The sequence below is a fragment of the Winslowiella toletana genome (assembly GCF_017875465.1).
Lineage (GTDB): Bacteria > Pseudomonadota > Gammaproteobacteria > Enterobacterales > Enterobacteriaceae > Erwinia > Erwinia toletana.
Genome location: NZ_JAGGMQ010000001.1, coordinates 3103866 through 3120761 on the forward strand (window position 1 = coordinate 3103866; position 16896 = coordinate 3120761).

The 16896-nt window shown below is 54.1% G+C and carries 19 protein-coding genes; 18 read left to right on the forward strand and 1 reads right to left on the reverse strand.

The window, feature by feature from the left end:
- Positions 1–127 precede the first annotated feature (127 nt).
- The 15 genes from J2125_RS14400 to J2125_RS14470 all read left to right on the forward strand — a co-directional run bounded on the left by J2125_RS14400 (position 128) and on the right by J2125_RS14470 (position 12293).
- Positions 128–547 carry a DNA polymerase III subunit psi gene (locus J2125_RS14400; RefSeq protein ID WP_017800605.1) on the forward strand — a complete coding sequence of 140 codons (420 nt, stop codon included), beginning with the start codon at positions 128–130 and terminating at the stop codon, positions 545–547.
- Positions 510–950, forward strand: a complete 441-nt coding sequence (gene rimI / locus J2125_RS14405; RefSeq protein ID WP_017800604.1) for a ribosomal protein S18-alanine N-acetyltransferase — start codon at positions 510–512, stop codon at positions 948–950. Before J2125_RS14400 ends, rimI begins: the two co-directional genes overlap by 38 nt.
- Positions 951–976: 26 nt before the next feature.
- Positions 977–1657, forward strand: coding sequence for a pyrimidine 5'-nucleotidase (yjjG, locus tag J2125_RS14410; RefSeq protein WP_017800603.1), 681 nt, complete (start codon positions 977–979; stop codon positions 1655–1657).
- Between the two features lie 169 nt (positions 1658–1826).
- Positions 1827–2294: a hypothetical protein gene (locus tag J2125_RS14415; protein ID WP_017800602.1), complete on the forward strand. Its 468-nt coding sequence runs from the start codon at positions 1827–1829 to the stop codon at positions 2292–2294.
- A gap of 294 nt (positions 2295–2588) precedes the next feature.
- The gene (gene prfC, locus J2125_RS14420) at positions 2589–4178 is read left to right on the forward strand and encodes a peptide chain release factor 3 (protein WP_017800601.1); all 1590 of its coding nucleotides are present in this window, start codon (positions 2589–2591) and stop codon (positions 4176–4178) included.
- A gap of 306 nt (positions 4179–4484) precedes the next feature.
- Entirely contained in the window at positions 4485–5099 is a 615-nt protein-coding gene (gene osmY, locus J2125_RS14425) for a molecular chaperone OsmY (protein WP_017800600.1), read from the forward strand.
- Between the two features lie 135 nt (positions 5100–5234).
- Positions 5235–5396 (forward strand): DUF1328 domain-containing protein, encoded by a 162-nt coding sequence (locus tag J2125_RS14430; protein WP_017800599.1) that lies wholly within the window; start codon positions 5235–5237, stop codon positions 5394–5396.
- Between the two features lie 48 nt (positions 5397–5444).
- Complete coding sequence (locus J2125_RS14435) at positions 5445–5645, forward strand: CsbD family protein (protein WP_017800598.1); 201 nt, start codon at positions 5445–5447, stop codon at positions 5643–5645.
- A gap of 90 nt (positions 5646–5735) precedes the next feature.
- Positions 5736–6788: a patatin-like phospholipase family protein gene (locus J2125_RS14440; RefSeq protein WP_017800597.1), complete on the forward strand. Its 1053-nt coding sequence runs from the start codon at positions 5736–5738 to the stop codon at positions 6786–6788.
- Positions 6785–7555 carry a metal-dependent hydrolase gene (locus J2125_RS14445; RefSeq protein WP_017800596.1) on the forward strand — a complete coding sequence of 257 codons (771 nt, stop codon included), beginning with the start codon at positions 6785–6787 and terminating at the stop codon, positions 7553–7555. Before J2125_RS14440 ends, J2125_RS14445 begins: the two co-directional genes overlap by 4 nt.
- A 206-nt stretch (positions 7556–7761) precedes the next feature.
- On the forward strand, positions 7762–8541 hold the full coding sequence (gene deoC / locus J2125_RS14450) for a deoxyribose-phosphate aldolase (protein ID WP_017800595.1): 780 nt from the start codon (positions 7762–7764) through the stop codon (positions 8539–8541).
- Positions 8542–8574: 33 nt separating this feature from the next.
- Positions 8575–9897 (forward strand): thymidine phosphorylase, encoded by a 1323-nt coding sequence (gene deoA, locus J2125_RS14455; protein WP_017800594.1) that lies wholly within the window; start codon positions 8575–8577, stop codon positions 9895–9897.
- A gap of 72 nt (positions 9898–9969) precedes the next feature.
- A complete protein-coding gene (deoB, locus tag J2125_RS14460) occupies positions 9970–11193 on the forward strand; it encodes a phosphopentomutase (protein WP_017800593.1) in 1224 nt (407 codons plus the stop codon).
- A 71-nt stretch (positions 11194–11264) separates the two neighbouring features.
- On the forward strand, positions 11265–11984 hold the full coding sequence (deoD, locus tag J2125_RS14465) for a purine-nucleoside phosphorylase (protein WP_017800592.1): 720 nt from the start codon (positions 11265–11267) through the stop codon (positions 11982–11984).
- 171 nt (positions 11985–12155) lie between these two features.
- Complete coding sequence (locus J2125_RS14470) at positions 12156–12293, forward strand: hypothetical protein (RefSeq protein WP_157819440.1); 138 nt, start codon at positions 12156–12158, stop codon at positions 12291–12293.
- On the opposite strand, the gene J2125_RS14475 is transcribed toward J2125_RS14470, so the two are convergent.
- On the reverse strand, positions 12294–12968 hold the full coding sequence (locus tag J2125_RS14475) for a YtjB family periplasmic protein (protein ID WP_017800590.1): 675 nt from the start codon (positions 12966–12968) through the stop codon (positions 12294–12296).
- A gap of 152 nt (positions 12969–13120) precedes the next feature.
- Here J2125_RS14475 and serB point away from each other — a divergent pair, with 152 nt between their 5' ends.
- The 3 genes from serB (at position 13121) to nadR (ending at position 16797) form a co-directional block, all read left to right on the forward strand.
- Positions 13121–14098, forward strand: coding sequence for a phosphoserine phosphatase (gene serB / locus J2125_RS14480; RefSeq protein WP_017800589.1), 978 nt, complete (start codon positions 13121–13123; stop codon positions 14096–14098).
- A 14-nt stretch (positions 14099–14112) separates the two neighbouring features.
- Positions 14113–15495, forward strand: a complete 1383-nt coding sequence (gene radA, locus J2125_RS14485) for a DNA repair protein RadA (protein ID WP_017800588.1) — start codon at positions 14113–14115, stop codon at positions 15493–15495.
- A gap of 72 nt (positions 15496–15567) precedes the next feature.
- Positions 15568–16797: a multifunctional transcriptional regulator/nicotinamide-nucleotide adenylyltransferase/ribosylnicotinamide kinase NadR gene (nadR, locus tag J2125_RS14490; RefSeq protein ID WP_017800587.1), complete on the forward strand. Its 1230-nt coding sequence runs from the start codon at positions 15568–15570 to the stop codon at positions 16795–16797.
- Positions 16798–16896: the final 99 nt, after the last annotated feature.

Consider the following 16896-nt stretch of genomic DNA (forward strand, 5'->3'; position numbering starts at 1 on the left):
GCAGGGATTATACAGAAAGTGTTAGCTGATGCAGCAACCAAACGCAGGGAGGGCGCGGGGAAGTTGGCGCATATTCGTCGGGTTTGTTAGCATAGCGACGCAATCGGGCGACCAGACAGGAAAAAAAATGTCCTCCAGACGTGACTGGTTATTACAGCAAATGGGCATTACGCAGTATGTACTGCGGCGTCCGCGCGCCTTACAGGGTGAGATAGCACTCACTTTGCCGCCGCATACGCGCCTGCTGATTATCGCCGATGTGCCGCCTTCTACCGATGATCCACTGGTCAGCGACGTGCTGCGCGCGCTGGCAATCGGCCAGCATGAGGCTTTTGCCCTGACGCCGGATCAGCTGGCGATGCTGCCGGATGACCATCACTGCGCCAGCTGGCGGCTTGGCATTAATGCCCCGCTGACCGTGCAGGGCGTGCAGCTGGCTTCTCCGGCTCTTGAAGAGCTCTACCATAATGCCAGTGCCAAACGTGTACTGTGGCAGCAGATTTGCGAACATGACTCAGATTTCTTTACTCACCCCGAGCGACCTTAGCCTCGCCTTTGCAATTGAACAGCGTAGCCACGCTTTTCCGTGGACAGAAAACACCTTTGCCAGCAATCAGGGCGAACGCTATCTCAACTACCGGCTGGATGTTGATGGCGTAATGGCGGCTTTTGCCATTACCCAGATCGTGCTTGATGAAGCCACGTTATTCAACATCGCCGTCGACCCGGCGTTTCAGCGCCGTGGACTGGGGCGTCAGCTGCTGGAGCATCTGATTGCGGAACTGACGCAGCGCGACGTGCTGACGCTGTGGCTGGAAGTGCGCGCCTCTAATCATGGCGCTATCGCTCTGTATGAACAGCTGGAATTTAATGAGGTCTCGGTGCGCAGAAATTATTATCCGACCGCAGAAGGTCGTGAAGACGCGCTGATTATGGCTTTAACTTTGTGACCGATAACAACAGGATTAACCACCAGATGTTAAAAGATTGGGACTGGATTTTATTCGACGCTGACGACACGCTGTTTCATTTTGATGCGTTTGCTGGTTTGCAGCGCCTGTTTCAGGACTACGATGTGCAGTTTTCCACCGCCGATTATGATGATTATCAGGCGATCAATAAGCCGCTGTGGGTTGATTATCAGAATGGCGTTATCAGTGCGTTACAGCTCCAGCATCAGCGTTTTCAGGGCTGGGCGGATAAACTGAGCGTTGAGCCAGGCGAGCTGAACAGCGGTTTTCTTACCGCCATGGCGGAGATCTGTGTTCCGCTGGAGGGCGCGGTAAACTTGCTGAATGGCTTAAAAGGCCGGGTGAAAATGGGCATTATCACCAACGGATTTACCGCGTTGCAGCAGGCGCGTTTACAGCGCACCGGCTTTCTTGAGTACTTTGATCTGCTGGTGATCTCTGAGCAAGTCGGTTATGCGAAGCCGCATCCGGCCATCTTTGACTACGCCCTGGAGCAGATGGGTAATCCAGCGCGTCAGCGCGTGATGATGGTGGGTGATAACCCGGATTCGGATATCCTTGGCGGCATCAATGCCGGGCTGGCCACCTGCTGGCTGAATGCGGATAACCGCGTCAAACCTGAAGGTATACAGCCGGACTGGCAGGTCTCCTCGCTGCAGCAGCTGGCTGAATTATTGCAGGTATAGTCTAACGCCACGCCCTGCAATCACTGTGTTGCGGGGGGCTTAAACCGCAGACCATTCTGATCAGAAGCCCGCCGGAATCTTAATTGATTCTCCGCTTGCGCAGTTGAAAATAGCCGGACTTGGTGATGTAGTATCAGCGGCAAAAATGCACAGGCGCGGAGTCGTAAAAATGACCCAAAAAAATCAATATTCCCGGCGCAAATTATCCGCTTTATCGCTGATTTTTCCGGCCATTATGCTGTCAGGCAGCGCCGGGCTGTGGCAGATGGCGCATGCGGAAGATGTCCTGCAATATCGGCCGACCCTGGTCACGCTGGAGGGGGACGTTGATATGCAGCAGTTTGATGGTCCGCCAGGCTACGGTGACGGGCCGGATGATAAAAAGGTGTATGTGCCGGTGCTGCATCTGGCAACGCCGGTAGCGGTCAATCCGGCGCCAGGTATCTCTAATGAAGATGCTGACAGTGAACCTGAGAGCAATGTGACTGAAATGCAGGTTCTCTCTGATCATGGCGCGGTGAAACTCAATGGTTGCTATCGCATTAGCGGAAAGTTAATGCATCAGGTGATTGCCGATCACTATACAACGGTATTAATTATTATGGATTCGGCGCAGCCTTCGACCAACTGTAAGTAACCGCTGTCAGGTCGCGTCGCTATCTGGCGAGTTCGCTTTTTCTGCCGTACACTGCCTGCCAACAAACCCCAAAAATTTATCTGAGGTCAATCCGGTGTAAAAAAACTTAATCGTCCGCAAATTGATGGCGACAGCATGCTGCTAAAAGGCTTGTTGCCCCTTTCTGATCGATTAAGCGCCGTTGCGGATTGTGTATAGCCCGCGGATCGGCGAAAATGCCGGCCATTGATGATAAATCGCCTGTGACAGCGGCTCTGTGCCGCGGCCTCACAGCGCCAAACCAGAAGACTCCTGATGTCAAACGCACCCTTTATGCAAGAGGTGGCTCGTCGCCGCACTTTTGCCATTATTTCTCACCCCGATGCCGGTAAAACCACCATCACTGAAAAAGTGCTGCTGTTCGGACAGGCCATCCAGACCGCCGGTACCGTAAAAGGTCGTGGTTCCAACCAGCATGCGAAGTCTGACTGGATGGAGATGGAGAAGCAGCGTGGTATCTCGATTACCACCTCGGTGATGCAGTTCCCTTATCGCAACAGCCTGGTTAACCTGCTGGATACCCCGGGACATGAAGACTTCTCTGAAGATACTTACCGTACGCTGACGGCGGTTGACTGCTGTCTGATGGTCATTGACGCCGCGAAAGGCGTTGAAGATCGTACCCGTAAGCTGATGGAAGTAACCCGTCTGCGCGATACGCCGATTATCACCTTTATGAACAAGCTTGACCGCGAAGTCCGTGATCCGATGGAAGTGATGGATGAAGTGGAAAACGAGCTGAAAATCGCCTGCGCGCCGATTACCTGGCCGATTGGCTGTGGTAAGCAGTTCAAGGGCGTTTACCATCTGTATAAAGATGAGATCTATCTTTATCAGAGCGGCCAGGGCCACACGATTCAGGAAGTACGTATTGTTAAAGGTCTGGATAACCCGGATCTGGACAAAGTGGTCGGTGAAGAGATTGTGGCGCAGCTGCGTGAAGAGCTGGAACTGGTGCAGGGAGCATCGCACGAATTTGATCAACAGGCTTTCCTGGCTGGTAAGCTGACACCGGTATTCTTCGGTACTGCACTGGGTAACTTTGGTGTCGACCATATGCTGGACGGCCTGGTGGAATGGGCGCCATCGCCAATGCCGCGCAACACCGATACCCGCGTTGTCACCGCCGCAGATGAGAAATTCAGCGGCTTTGTATTTAAAATTCAGGCCAATATGGACCCGAAACACCGCGACCGTGTAGCGTTTATGCGTGTGGTTTCCGGCAAATATGAGAAAGGCATGAAGCTGCGCCAGGTGCGTACTGGTAAAGATGTGGTGATTTCCGATGCGCTGACCTTTATGGCCGGTGACCGCTCGCATGTCGAAGAAGCTTTCCCCGGCGATATTATCGGTTTGCATAACCACGGCACTATCCAGATTGGCGATACCTTTACGCAGGGCGAGAATATGAAGTTCACCGGTATTCCGAACTTCGCCCCTGAGTTGTTCCGCCGTATTCGTCTGCGCGATCCACTGAAGCAGAAACAGCTGCTGAAAGGGCTGGTTCAGCTGTCAGAAGAGGGCGCGGTGCAGGTATTCCGTCCGGTGCATAACAACGATCTGATCGTTGGTGCGGTCGGTGTGCTGCAGTTTGAAGTGGTGGTTGCGCGTCTGAAAAGCGAATATAACGTCGAAGCGATCTACGAATCGGTTAACGTCTCTACCGCCCGCTGGGTGGAGTGCAGCGATGCGAAGAAATTCGATGAATTCCAGCGTAAGAATGAAGTTAACCTGGCGCTGGATGGTGGCGATAACCTGACTTACATCGCCCCAACCATGGTTAACCTGAATATCACCCAGGAACGCTATCCGGAAGTGGTATTCCGTAAAACCCGCGAACATTAATCGTCAGGTTTTAATCATGCTGGCCGGCTTTCTCCGGCCAGCAGCGGTCAGATTCTGGCAGCTTTGCTAAAAATCGTCTGTTCTTTGCCCGTCTCGCCCAGACTCCTCCTAAAAAACCTCTGTTTTGCCCTTTTTGCCTGCTTTTAGTCCATCAGATCCAGCTAAATCCTGATTCTTGACTATGATTACCTCTGTCAGGTGCTGGTTTATGCGGTTTAAAGCCAGTCACTATTTCAACAGTTACGCCGTTTGTAGCTGTAAAGCCCACGGTTGTGGGGCGTATCAACAGGTAGAAGGAATATATCGATGAACAACTCTAAAATTGTTAAAACTCTGATGGCTGTGATGGTTGGTTCTGCGCTGATGAGCGGCTCCGCTCTGGCAGAGCAAAGCGCAACTCAGAAAGCATCAGCCACCGCCGATAGCGCGGGTTCAAAAATCGATAGTTCTATGAAAAAAGTCGATGGCTACATGGGCGACAGCTCAGTTACAGCAAAAGTAAAAGCCGCTCTCGTTGATGACGAGGCGATCAAAAGCACTGATATCTCCGTTGAGACCCACTCCGGTGTGGTAACGCTGAACGGTTTCGTCACCTCACAGGATCAGGCAGAAAAAGCAGTTGCCCTGACCAAAAAAGTGGAAGGCGTGAAATCAGTGAGTGACAAACTGCACGTTAAAGACAGCAAAAAACAGTCTGTGAGTGGTTATGCAGGCGATACGGCAACGACCAGCGAAATTAAAGCTAAACTATTAGCTGATGACATCGTGCCGTCTCGTAACGTGAAAGTTGAAACCAATGATGGTGTAGTACAGCTTTCCGGTGCGGTGAAGACTCAGGCACAGTCTGAACGTGCTGAAGGGATTGCCAAAGCCATTGAAGGCGTGAAAAGCGTTAAGAATGACCTGACCGTTAAACCTTAACCGTCAGCATGACCGGGCTTCTTGCGGAAGCCCGGTCAGAAAGCAGCATTAAGAAGAAAGAGAAGATAAGTCCGTGGGAAAGCTCCCCGGGCAGACACAAGCAGTTCGATTTTCACTATGGTAAAGGAGAGGCTTATGTTTCGTTGGGGTATTATTTTCCTGATTGTCGCGCTCATCGCAGCTGCGTTAGGTTTTGGTGGTTTAGCAGGTACAGCCGCGTGGGCAGCTAAAATTGTCTTCGTTGTCGGTATTATTCTGTTCCTCGTTAGCCTGTTTACCGGTCGTAAAAGGCCTTAGTTAAATCGGACATGCGTTTCGATTAAGTTCTCTTAGCGGAGGCCAGTCATGAACAGCGACATCATCGTTGGCAGATATAAGCAATTGAAAGGCCAGCTGTGGTTGATGTGGGCGGAATGGTTTGATAACGATTGCGCCTGGGTCGCAGGGAATAATGACTGGCTCTCCGGCATCCTCCAGGAGGATTACGGCAGAGAACAGCAGGATCCGGTAGTAAAAAGCACTTCATCTCAGGAGCCTTTGCAATAAAGGCTACCTTGTTTGTCATCACCTCTTGCCGATGTTATAACCCCTCAGATACCGTCTGTCTCTGCTACAGCATTTCTGAGGAGTACGTCGTTGGGCAAACGCATCCCTGTTACGCTGGGCAATATCGAGCCGTTAAGGCTACCCCTTTTTAATCCGGGTAAAATCGCGCTGGTCTGCGAAGGTGGCGGGCAGCGGGGGATCTTTACTGCCGGGGTGCTTGATGAGTTCCAGCGCGCTAACTTTAATCCTTTCCATCTGATGCTCGGCACCTCTGCCGGCGCACAAAATCTGTCGGCCTTTGTCTGCGCGCAGCCGGGCTATGCGCGCCGGGTGATCACCCGTTACACCACCAGCAAACTGTTTTTTGATCCCCTGCGCTTTGTGCGTGGTGGACATCTGATCGATCTCGACTGGCTGATTGATATCACTGCCCGAGAGTTTCCGCTGGCGATGAGTAGTGCGGAGAAGATGTTTAGCAGCGGAAAAGAGTTCTATATGTGCGCCTGTCGCAGTGACGATTATACGCCGGCCTATTTTGCGCCTGGCGCAGATAACTGGCTGAATATTATTAAAGCTTCAAGCGCGATCCCCGGCTTCTACCGTCCCGGCGTCGATCTGGATGGCATCAGCTATCTCGACGGCGGTATCAGTGACGCCATTCCGGTGCGTGAAGCGGCCCGTCGCGGCGCGGATACCATTGTGGTGATTCGCACCGTACCTTCGCAGATGTATTACACCCCGCAATGGATAAAGCGGATGGAGCGCTGGCTGGGCGAAAGTGCATTGCAGCCGCTGATGAACGTCATACAGCAGCACGAGCAGAGTTATCACCAGATACAGCGCTTTATTGAAAAGCCGCCGGGCAAGTTGCGGATTCTGGAAATTTATCCGCCGAAACCGCTGGCCAGCAATGCGCTGGGCAGTCGGGTGGCGTCACTGAATCAGGATTATCATCTTGGTCGCCGTTGCGGGCGTTATTTCCTCGCCACTCTCGGCCAGTCGCTGAGCGACAGCGGTACTTTTGTGCGTCATTTACAGGTTACCCCACCGGCAGCGGTGGCGAATGAACCGGGAAACAGCGTGATTATCCGCGATCCGGTGGCCGGTAATGATATCGATTATGACGAAGGATCCCGTGCATGAGTTTTGTTGATACTCACTGTCATTTTGATTTTCCGCCGTTTAGCGAGCATCAGAGCGAGAGCTTAGCGCGCGCCGCCAGCGCAGGCGTCGATAAAATTATCGTCCCTGCGGTGGCGGCTGACCGTTTTCAGCGGGTGCTGGCGCTGGCGGAAAACCATTCTGCGCTGTATGCCGCGCTGGGACTGCATCCGCTGGCGATCGCTGAACATAACGATGCGGCCATCGCGCTGCTGGAACAGCATTTGCAGCAGCGTCCGCCAAAGCTGGTGGCGATTGGCGAGATGGGACTGGATCTCTATATGGATAACCCGCAGTTTGATAAACAGCAGGCGCTACTGGATGCCCAGCTACGGCTGGCACGTGATTATCAGTTGCCGGTGATCCTGCATTCACGCCGTACCCACGACAAACTGGCGCTGCATTTACGGCGGATTGAGCTGCCGCGTCGTGGCGTGGTGCATGGCTTTGCTGGCAGTCTGCAGCAGGCAGAAGCGTTTATTAAGGCAGGCTATTACATCGGCGTCGGCGGCACCATTACTTATCCGCGCGCCAGCAAAACCCGTCAAACCATTGCCCGTCTGCCGCTCAGCGCACTGCTGCTGGAAACCGATGCGCCGGATATGCCATTGTGTGGTTTTCAGGGAGAGCCGAATCGCCCTGAGCGTATCGTCAATGTCTGGCAAACCTTATGTGAATTACGCAGCGAAGCGCCGGAACACATTCGTGAAACCCTGCGTGAAAATACCCGCCAGTTGTTTACACTCTAGATTGAATGTTAGAATTATAACATTGTCGTTCAGGCAGCGTTAATCGCTGTATTACGGCCTCTATTGTGATTTTAATCACATTAAATATGGAATGAATGTAATCGTTTCTTAATCTTATGTGAGTTGACGCACATCAATGGCAGTGGCGCACTGTTAGAATGTTAACATCGTCGCAAGGCTCACTGAATCTGTTGTTGGAGAGTAGCATGACTGATGTAACCGCTGCGGCGCTGCGCGCCCTGAAATTGATGGATCTGACCACCCTGAATGATGATGACACCGATGCGAAAGTGATTGCGCTGTGTCATCAGGCGAAATCCCCGGCTGGCAATACGGCGGCCATCTGCATCTATCCACGTTTTATTCCGATTGCACGTAAAACCCTGCTGGAGCAGGGCACGCCGGAGATCCGTATCGCCACCGTCACCAACTTCCCGCATGGCAACGACGATATTGCTATCGCGCTGGCGGAAACCCGTGCCGCTATCGCTTACGGCGCCGATGAAGTGGATGTGGTATTCCCGTATCGCGCGCTGATGGCCGGTAACCGCGACGTCGGCTTTGCGCTGGTGAAAGCCTGTAAAGAAGCCTGCGCTGCCGCCAATGTGCTGCTGAAAGTGATTATCGAAAGCGGTGAGCTGAAAGAGGCGGCGCTGATCCGTCAGGCATCGGAAATCGCTATTGATGCCGGTGCTGATTTTATCAAAACCTCTACCGGTAAAGTGCCGGTTAACGCCACGCCGGAAGTGGCTGAAATTATGCTGACGGTAATCCGTGATAAAGGCGTTAAAGCGCAGGTGGGTTTTAAACCTGCCGGTGGTGTGCGTACTGCCGCAGACGCCGAACTGTATCTGAAACTGGCTGACGATCTGCTGGGCAGCGACTGGGCCGATGCGCGCCACTTCCGCTTTGGCGCCTCCAGTCTGCTGGCCAGCCTGCTGAATGCCGCCGGATATCAGAGCGCTGGCAGCCAGTCCGGTTACTGATTTGCCCATACTGGCACCGTAAAGGGGGTTACCTTGTATCTGCCGCAAGAAATTATCCGTAAAAAACGTGATGGCCTGACCCTTAACGACGACGAAATCCGCTTTTTTATTAATGGTGTACGCGACAATAGCGTCTCTGAAGGGCAGATCGCCGCGCTGGCGATGACCATCTGGTTCCATGATATGACCCTGCCGGAACGCGTCGCGCTGACTATGGCGATGCGTGATTCAGGTACGGTACTCAACTGGCAATCTCTGCAACTCAATGGTCCGATTGTTGATAAGCATTCGACTGGTGGCGTCGGTGATGTCACTTCGCTGATGCTCGGGCCGATGATTGCCGCCTGTGGTGGCTATGTACCGATGATCTCCGGCCGTGGCCTCGGCCATACCGGCGGCACCCTTGATAAACTGGAAGCGATCCCCGGTTTTGATATTTTCCCGGAAGATGACGCTTTCCGCCGTATGATCAAAGAGGTGGGCGTGGCGATTATCGGCCAGACCAGCTCGCTGGCGCCAGCGGATAAACGTTTCTACGCTACCCGCGATATTACCGCGACGGTGGATTCGATTCCGCTGATTACCGCATCGATTCTGGCGAAAAAGCTGGCCGAAGGGCTGGATGCGCTGGTGATGGATGTCAAAGTTGGATCCGGCGCGTTTATGCCGACCTTTGAGCAGTCAGAACTGCTGGCGCAGGCGATTGTCGGCGTGGCGAACGGCGCCGGATGCAAAACCACCGCGCTGCTGACCGATATGAACCAGGTGCTGGCCTCCAGCGCCGGTAACGCACTGGAAGTGCGTGAAGCGGTGCAGTTCCTGACCGGTGAATACCGTAATCCGCGTTTGCTGGAAGTGACTATGGCGCTCTGTAGCGAGATGCTGCTCTCCGGCGGACTGGCCAGTGATGACGCTGATGCGCGCGCCAGACTGCAAAAGGTGCTGGATAACGGTAAAGCCGCCGAGGTGTTTGCCCGCATGGTTGCGGCGCAGAAAGGCCCGATCGACTTTATCGACAAGCTGGACAGCTACTTACCGGCGCCGATGCTCAGTAAAGCGGTGTATGCCGATCGTCCCGGCATTGTCAGCGCGATGGATACCCGCGCGCTGGGGATGGCGGTGGTCGCCATGGGCGGCGGTCGTCGTCGCGCCACTGACAGTATCGATTACAGCGTTGGCCTGAGCGATATGGCTCAGCTGGGTGATCATATTGATGCCCATCGCCCACTGGCGGTAATCCATGCCGCCAGCGAGTCCGGCTGGCAGGAAGCGGCGCATGCGCTGAAGTCAGCGGTTAAACTGAGCGACAACGCGCCCGCGACAACGCCAGTAATCTATCGCCGAATCAGCGAATAACCGTCAATTTCGGGTATACTGATCTGATCGCTATTTTTTAATCCGCATCGCGTGCATACGCAGGAGAGCAGGATGAAACGTGCATTTATTATGGTGCTCGATTCCTTCGGAATCGGCGCCAGTAAAGACGCTGACAAGTTCGGTGATGAGGGTTCTGATACCCTTGGCCATATTGCTGAAGCATGCTTCAAAGGTGAAGCGGATATCGGGCGTAAAGGTCCGCTGCGGCTGCCTAATCTCAGCGCGCTGGGTCTGGGTAAAGCGGCTGAAGAGTCGACCGGCAGATTTCCGCCAGGACTGGATGAAAACGCCGAAATTATCGGTGCTTACGCTTATGCTAAAGAACTCTCTTCCGGTAAAGATACGCCGTCAGGTCACTGGGAAATTGCCGGTGTGCCGGTGCTGTTTGACTGGGGTTATTTCACCGATAAACAGAACAGCTTTCCACAGGAACTGCTGGATAAGCTGGTTGAGCGCGCAAATCTGCCGGGTTATCTCGGTAACTGCCACTCTTCCGGCACGGTAGTGCTTGATGAGCTGGGCGAAGAGCATATGAAAACCGGCAAGCCGATTTTTTATACCTCGGCTGACTCGGTGTTCCAGATTGCCTGCCATGAAGAGACATTTGGCCTCGATCGGCTGTATGAGCTGTGCGAAATTGCCCGTGAAGAGCTGACCGAAGGTGGCTACAATATTGGCCGCGTGATTGCGCGTCCGTTTATTGGTGATAAAGCCGGACATTTTGAGCGTACCGGTAACCGTCACGATCTGGCGGTGGAGCCACCGGCGCCAACCGTCCTGAAAAAACTGGTGGATGAGCAGGGCGGAGAAGTGATCTCGGTCGGCAAAATCGCCGATATCTATGCCCATGTTGGCATTACCAAAAAGGTGAAAGCCACCGGTCTGGATGCGCTGTTTGACGCCACCATCAAAGAGATGCAGACGGCGCCGGATAACGCCATTGTATTTACTAACTTTGTCGACTTTGACTCCACCTGGGGCCACCGTCGCGATGTGGCCGGTTATGCGGGCGGACTGGAGCTGTTTGACCGCCGTCTGCCGGAGTTGATGGCGCTGGTGAAAGAGGATGATATTCTGATCCTCACCGCTGACCATGGTTGCGATCCAACCTGGCACGGCACCGAGCATACGCGCGAGCACATTCCGATTTTGATCTACGGTCCGAAAGTGAAGCCCGGTTCGCTGGGGCATCGCGAAACCTTCGCCGATATCGGTCAGACCGTGGCGAAATATTTTGGCCTCTCGGCGATGGATTACGGCAAAAGCATGCTGTAATTGCAGCATTAACTTACTGTTTCAGGGCCGTTTCTGACGGCCTTTGTACTGACTAATTAAGGGATAACAAGATGGCAACGCCTCATATTAATGCTGAAATGGGTGACTTCGCGGACGTGGTTCTGATGCCTGGCGATCCGCTGCGTGCTAAACACATTGCCGAAACCTTTCTGCAGGATGCGGTTGAAGTGAATAACGTGCGCGGCATGCTGGGTTACACCGGCACCTATAAAGGCCGTAAAATTTCCGTGATGGGTCACGGTATGGGCATTCCATCTTGCTCAATCTATGCCAAAGAGCTGATCACCGAATTTGGCGTGAAGAAAATCATTCGTGTCGGTTCATGCGGCGCGGTACGTGCTGATGTGAAACTGCGTGACGTGGTGATTGGTATGGGCGCCTGCACCGATTCCAAAGTGAACCGCATGCGTTTTAAAGATCATGACTTTGCGGCGATTGCTGATTTCGATATGGTGCGTAACGCGGTTGATGCAGCCAAAGCACTGGGTGTGGATGCGCGCGTGGGCAATATCTTCTCTGCCGATCTGTTCTATACGCCAGACCCGCAAATGTTTGATGTTATGGAAAAATACGGTATTCTCGGTGTGGAAATGGAAGCGGCGGGCATCTACGGCGTGGCGGCGGAATTTGGTGCGAAAGCACTGGCCATCTGTACCGTGTCGGACCATATTCGTACTCACGAGCAGACCACTGCCGCTGAGCGCCAGACCACCTTTAGCGATATGATTCATATTGCGCTGGAATCTGTGCTGTTAGGCGATAAAGCGTAACCACGCGTTGCTGGTACGGGCGGTGATAACACTGCCCGTATCGGTAAAAGTATCTATTCACTGATAATGCCTTCCTCTTGCGTTAACCCCCGCCTGCTGTACATTAACTGCTATATTATCTATTCAAGTATCTATTCACTATGACCGATCTATGCGCATTATTGCGCATTATTGCTGCACGGGCCGCTGGATAGTGGCGCATTGCAGTTCCGGCTAAATGTCAGCCAGGCGACATTGTCGCGTCGGCTGGCGGGTGAGATGCAGCAACAGGTGACTCAGCTGGAAGCGCAGATCAGGCGTATGGCCTGATCAGGCTTTCTCTTCCGCTTTCGGTGTCGCTTCTGCGTCGCTCTCTTCCTCATCATCCTCTTTTACCGGTTTACTGGCGGTTAGCAGGAACGGTGACTGTTGCCAGCGGGTGCGGCGGTCGCGCAGCAGGGTGCGGGTGAGAATAATGCCAATCGCCAGCGCCAGCAGCATCATCAGACGCAGAATATTGGTGGTGTTATCCACCTGCTTAGCTTCCGTCACCAGCACATGGGTATCCAGCGTGACACGCAGAAAGCCGAGCGGGCCGCCATTGCTGTCGAGCGGCTGCACAATCTGATGGTTAAAGTAACTGCCAGCACGCTTGCCGTCGATCGCCAGCCGGTCGCGCACATTGATATTTTCTCCACTGCGCGCCAGCAGCGTGCCGTCATCGTTATACACCGAGGCATCCAGAATACGGCTGTGGTCGGTCATCTGCGCCAGCAGCGCCTGGATTTGCTGGCGGTTGTCGTCGCCATTTTCCATTAATGGCGTCAGGCTGTAAGCGACCTGTTTCGTCAGGGTGCGCGCCAGTTCCTCTACCTGCTCGGAACGGGCCATCTGATGGCCAAGACTGAACCATGAGGCGCCCTGCATCAGCACCACCAGCAACGTCAGACAGATCAGAACAATCACGGTGCGGTGCAGGCGAAATTTCAGTTTGGCTTTTGCCATCTCAAACCTTTAAATTTTGTGAACAGCTGCGCAGCTGTTTTCGACACTTTATGTTGCCAGAAGCGCAGCAGACAAGGTAGCCTCTTGCGTGGTTTTGTTAGGTTGTGTTGAGCAATTTTACCCAGCCTGTAATGTCCTTAACAGGAGCTGTAATGCCAAATCGTCTGACCTGGTGTGACCTGCCTTCCGATGTCTCTCTGTGGCCGGGTTTACCTCTTTCTCTCAGTGGCGACGAAGTAATGCCGCTGGATTATCGCGCCGGACGTACCGGTTGGTTGCTTTATGGGCGTCAGCTCGATAAAGATCGTCTTACACATTACCAGCATCAGCTGGGCGCGGCGATGGTGATCGTCAGTGCATGGTGTGTTGATGATTACCAGGTGATTCGCCTGGCAGGATCGCTGACTCCGCGCGCCACCAGGCTGGCGCATGACTCCGGGCTGGATGTGGCGCCGCTGGGCAAAATCCCTTACCTGAAAACACCAGGCCTGCTGGTGATGGATATGGATTCTACTGCGATCCAGATCGAATGCATCGATGAGATCGCCAAACTGGCGGGTTGCGGTGAGCAGGTGGCGGAAGTCACTGAGCGCGCAATGCGTGGCGAACTCGATTTTGCCGCCAGCCTGCGTCAGCGCGTGGCGACACTGAAAGATGCCGATGCCAATATTCTGCAGCAGGTTCGCGATGACCTGCCATTAATGCCAGGCTTAACCACGCTGGTGCAGAAGTTACAGGCGCTGAACTGGCAGGTAGCGATCGCTTCCGGCGGTTTTACTTATTACGCGGAATATCTGCGCGATAAGCTGCATCTGTCGGCAGTGGTGGCTAATGAGCTGGAGATCCGCGACGGCAAACTGACCGGTGAAGTGATCGGCCAGATCGTGGATGCGAAGTATAAAGCGCAGACGCTGCTGAATCTGGCCAAAAAATATGAGATCGCTGAAGGGCAAACCGTGGCGATCGGCGACGGCGCCAACGATCTGCCGATGATCGCCGCCGCATCGCTCGGCGTGGCCTATCACGCCAAACCGAAAGTCAATGAAAAAACCGAAGTGACCATCCGCCATGCGGACCTGATGGGGGTGTTCTGTATTCTCAGCGGCAGCCTGGTTCACGAAGAGCGTTAATCTAAGGATAAAATTTGGCAAAGGCGGTAAAACGCGCCTTCGTGTGTAACGAATGCGGCGCAGACTACCCGCGCTGGCAGGGGCAATGTAGCGCCTGCCAGGCGTGGAACACCATTACTGAAGTGCGCCTTGCCGCATCACCTGCTGTTGCGCGCAATGAGCGACTGTCGGGCTACGCCGGCAGCGCCGGTCCCAGCAAGGTGCAGAAGCTCTCCGAGATCAGCCTTGAAGCGCTGCCGCGTTTTTCCACCGGTTTTAAAGAGTTCGATCGCGTGCTTGGCGGCGGCGTGGTGCCGGGCAGCGCCATTCTGATTGGCGGTAGCCCGGGAGCCGGTAAAAGTACTTTGCTGCTGCAAACCCTGTGTCGCCTCTCCGAAGGGATGAAGACTCTGTATGTTACCGGCGAAGAGTCGCTGCAACAGGTCGCGATGCGCGCTCACCGTTTAGGCCTGCCGACGGAAAACCTGTTTATGCTGTCGGAAACCAGCATCGAGCAGATCTGTCTGATCGCCGAGCAGGAGCAGCCAAAGCTGATGGTGATCGACTCGATCCAGGTGATGCATATGGCGGATATCCAGTCATCACCCGGCAGTGTGGCGCAGGTGCGTGAAACCGCCGCTTATCTGACGCGTTTCGCCAAAACCCGTGGCGTGGCCATTGTGATGGTCGGCCATGTGACCAAAGATGGCTCGCTGGCTGGTCCGAAGGTGCTGGAACACTGTATTGACTGTTCAGTGCTGCTGGATGGCGATGCCGACTCGCGCTATCGCACGCTGCGCAGCCATAAAAACCGTTTTGGCGCAGTGAATGAGCTGGGTGTGTTCGCGATGACCGAGCAGGGACTGCGTGAGGTGAGTAATCCTTCGGCAATCTTCCTGTCGCGCGGCGATGAAGTGACGTCCGGCAGTTCGGTCATGGTGCTGTGGGAAGGCACGCGCCCGCTGCTGGTGGAGATTCAGGCGCTGGTCGATCACTCGATGATGGGCAACCCGCGTCGCGTGGCGGTGGGACTGGAGCAGAACCGTCTGGCGATTCTGCTGGCGGTCTTGCACCGTCACGGCGGGCTGCAGATGGCTGACCAGGATGTGTTTGTGAATGTGGTTGGCGGCGTTAAAGTCACCGAAACCAGCGCCGATCTGGCGCTGATGCTGTCGATGGTCTCCAGCCTGCGTGACCGCCCGTTGCCACAGGATTTAGTGGTCTTTGGCGAAGTGGGACTCGCCGGTGAGATTCGCCCGGTGCCAAGCGGCCAGGAGCGTATCTCCGAGGCGGCGAAACACGGTTTCCGCCGCGCCATCGTGCCGATAGCCAATGTACCGAAAAAGCCGCCGGAAGGCATGCAGGTGTTTGGCGTGAAGAAACTGGCGGATGCGCTGGCGATTCTGGAAGATCTATAATTTCCTGCGCCGGGCGATGTCCGGCAGCAGATTCTCAGCGGCTATTGCGCAGTGACATGCAGGAGGCATTTCATGTCGTCATTTGATTATTTGAAAACGGCGATTCGCCAGCAGGGCTGTACCCTGCAACAGGTGGCGGATGCCAGCGGCATGACCAAAGGCTATCTTAGCCAGTTACTGAACGCGAAAATCAAAAGTCCCAGTGCGCAGAAGCTGGAAGCGCTCCACCGCTATTTAGGTCTGGAGTTCCCGCGTCGTGAGAAAACCATCGGTGTGGTATTCGGTAAGTTTTACCCGCTGCATACCGGCCATATCTATCTGATTCAGCGCGCCTGTAGCCAGGTCGACGAGCTGCATATCATTATGGGTTATGACGAGCCGCGCGATCGCATGCTGTTTGAAAACAGCGCCATGTCACAGCAGCCGACCATCAGCGATCGTCTGCGCTGGCTGCTGCAAACCTTTAAATACCAGAAAAATATCCGTATTCACTCTTTTAACGAAGAGGGCATGGAGCCTTATCCGCACGGCTGGGATGTCTGGAGTAAAGGCATTACCGCCTTTATGGCGAAGCAGGGGATTGAGCCTAATCGCGTCTATACCAGCGAGGAGCAGGATGCGCCGCAATATTCGGCCAATCTGGGCATTGAAGCGGTGCTGATCGATCCGAAGCGATCCTTTATGAATATCAGTGGCGCGCAGATTCGTCAGGATCCCTTCCGCTACTGGGACTATATTCCGACCGAAGTGAAGCCGTTCTTTGTGCGCACCGTGGCGATCCTTGGCGGTGAATCCAGTGGTAAATCGACGCTGGTGAATAAGCTGGCGAATATCTTTAATACCACCAGTGCGTGGGAATTTGGCCGCGACTATGTCTTTTCCCATCTTGGTGGTGATGAGATGGCGCTGCAATATTCTGACTATGACAAGATCGCGCTGGGGCAGGCGCAATATATCGATTTTGCCGTGAAGTACGCCAATAAAGTGGCCTTTATCGACACCGATTTCGTTACCACCCAGGCGTTCTGTAAAAAGTATGAAGGGCGCGAACACCCGTTTGTGCAGGCGCTGATCGATGAATATCGCTTTGATCTGGTGATCCTGGTGGAGAACAATGTTCCCTGGGTCGCAGACGGGTTACGCAGCCTTGGCAGCTCGGTGGATCGCAAGGAGTTTCAGGATCTGCTGGTCACCATGCTGGATGCCAACCATATTCCCTATGTGCATGTGGAAGAGGACGATTATGACAGTCGTTTTCTGCGCTGCGTGGAACTGGTGAAAGAGATGCTGGGCGACAGGTAATTCCGTTTTCCGTCTACCCTGAAAGCAGGCTCGGGCTTTCACCTGTTTGTCTTAATCAGTTGACCAGAGATTAGCCAATTGTTAAGCTAAATTATACCC

Coding starts and splice junctions, on each gene's coding strand:
- nadR (WP_017800587.1), top strand. CDS start 15,568: ATGTCGTCATTTGATTATTTGAAAACGGCGATTCGCCAGCAGGGCTGT.
- rimI (WP_017800604.1), top strand. CDS start 510: ATGACTCAGATTTCTTTACTCACCCCGAGCGACCTTAGCCTCGCCTTT.
- J2125_RS14435 (WP_017800598.1), top strand. CDS start 5,445: ATGAACAGCGACATCATCGTTGGCAGATATAAGCAATTGAAAGGCCAG.
- deoC (WP_017800595.1), top strand. CDS start 7,762: ATGACTGATGTAACCGCTGCGGCGCTGCGCGCCCTGAAATTGATGGAT.
- yjjG (WP_017800603.1), top strand. CDS start 977: ATGTTAAAAGATTGGGACTGGATTTTATTCGACGCTGACGACACGCTG.
- J2125_RS14415 (WP_017800602.1), top strand. CDS start 1,827: ATGACCCAAAAAAATCAATATTCCCGGCGCAAATTATCCGCTTTATCG.
- J2125_RS14400 (WP_017800605.1), top strand. CDS start 128: ATGTCCTCCAGACGTGACTGGTTATTACAGCAAATGGGCATTACGCAG.
- osmY (WP_017800600.1), top strand. CDS start 4,485: ATGAACAACTCTAAAATTGTTAAAACTCTGATGGCTGTGATGGTTGGT.
- J2125_RS14430 (WP_017800599.1), top strand. CDS start 5,235: ATGTTTCGTTGGGGTATTATTTTCCTGATTGTCGCGCTCATCGCAGCT.
- serB (WP_017800589.1), top strand. CDS start 13,121: ATGCCAAATCGTCTGACCTGGTGTGACCTGCCTTCCGATGTCTCTCTG.
- J2125_RS14445 (WP_017800596.1), top strand. CDS start 6,785: ATGAGTTTTGTTGATACTCACTGTCATTTTGATTTTCCGCCGTTTAGC.
- deoD (WP_017800592.1), top strand. CDS start 11,265: ATGGCAACGCCTCATATTAATGCTGAAATGGGTGACTTCGCGGACGTG.
- deoB (WP_017800593.1), top strand. CDS start 9,970: ATGAAACGTGCATTTATTATGGTGCTCGATTCCTTCGGAATCGGCGCC.
- prfC (WP_017800601.1), top strand. CDS start 2,589: ATGTCAAACGCACCCTTTATGCAAGAGGTGGCTCGTCGCCGCACTTTT.
- J2125_RS14475 (WP_017800590.1), bottom strand. CDS start 12,968: ATGGCAAAAGCCAAACTGAAATTTCGCCTGCACCGCACCGTGATTGTT.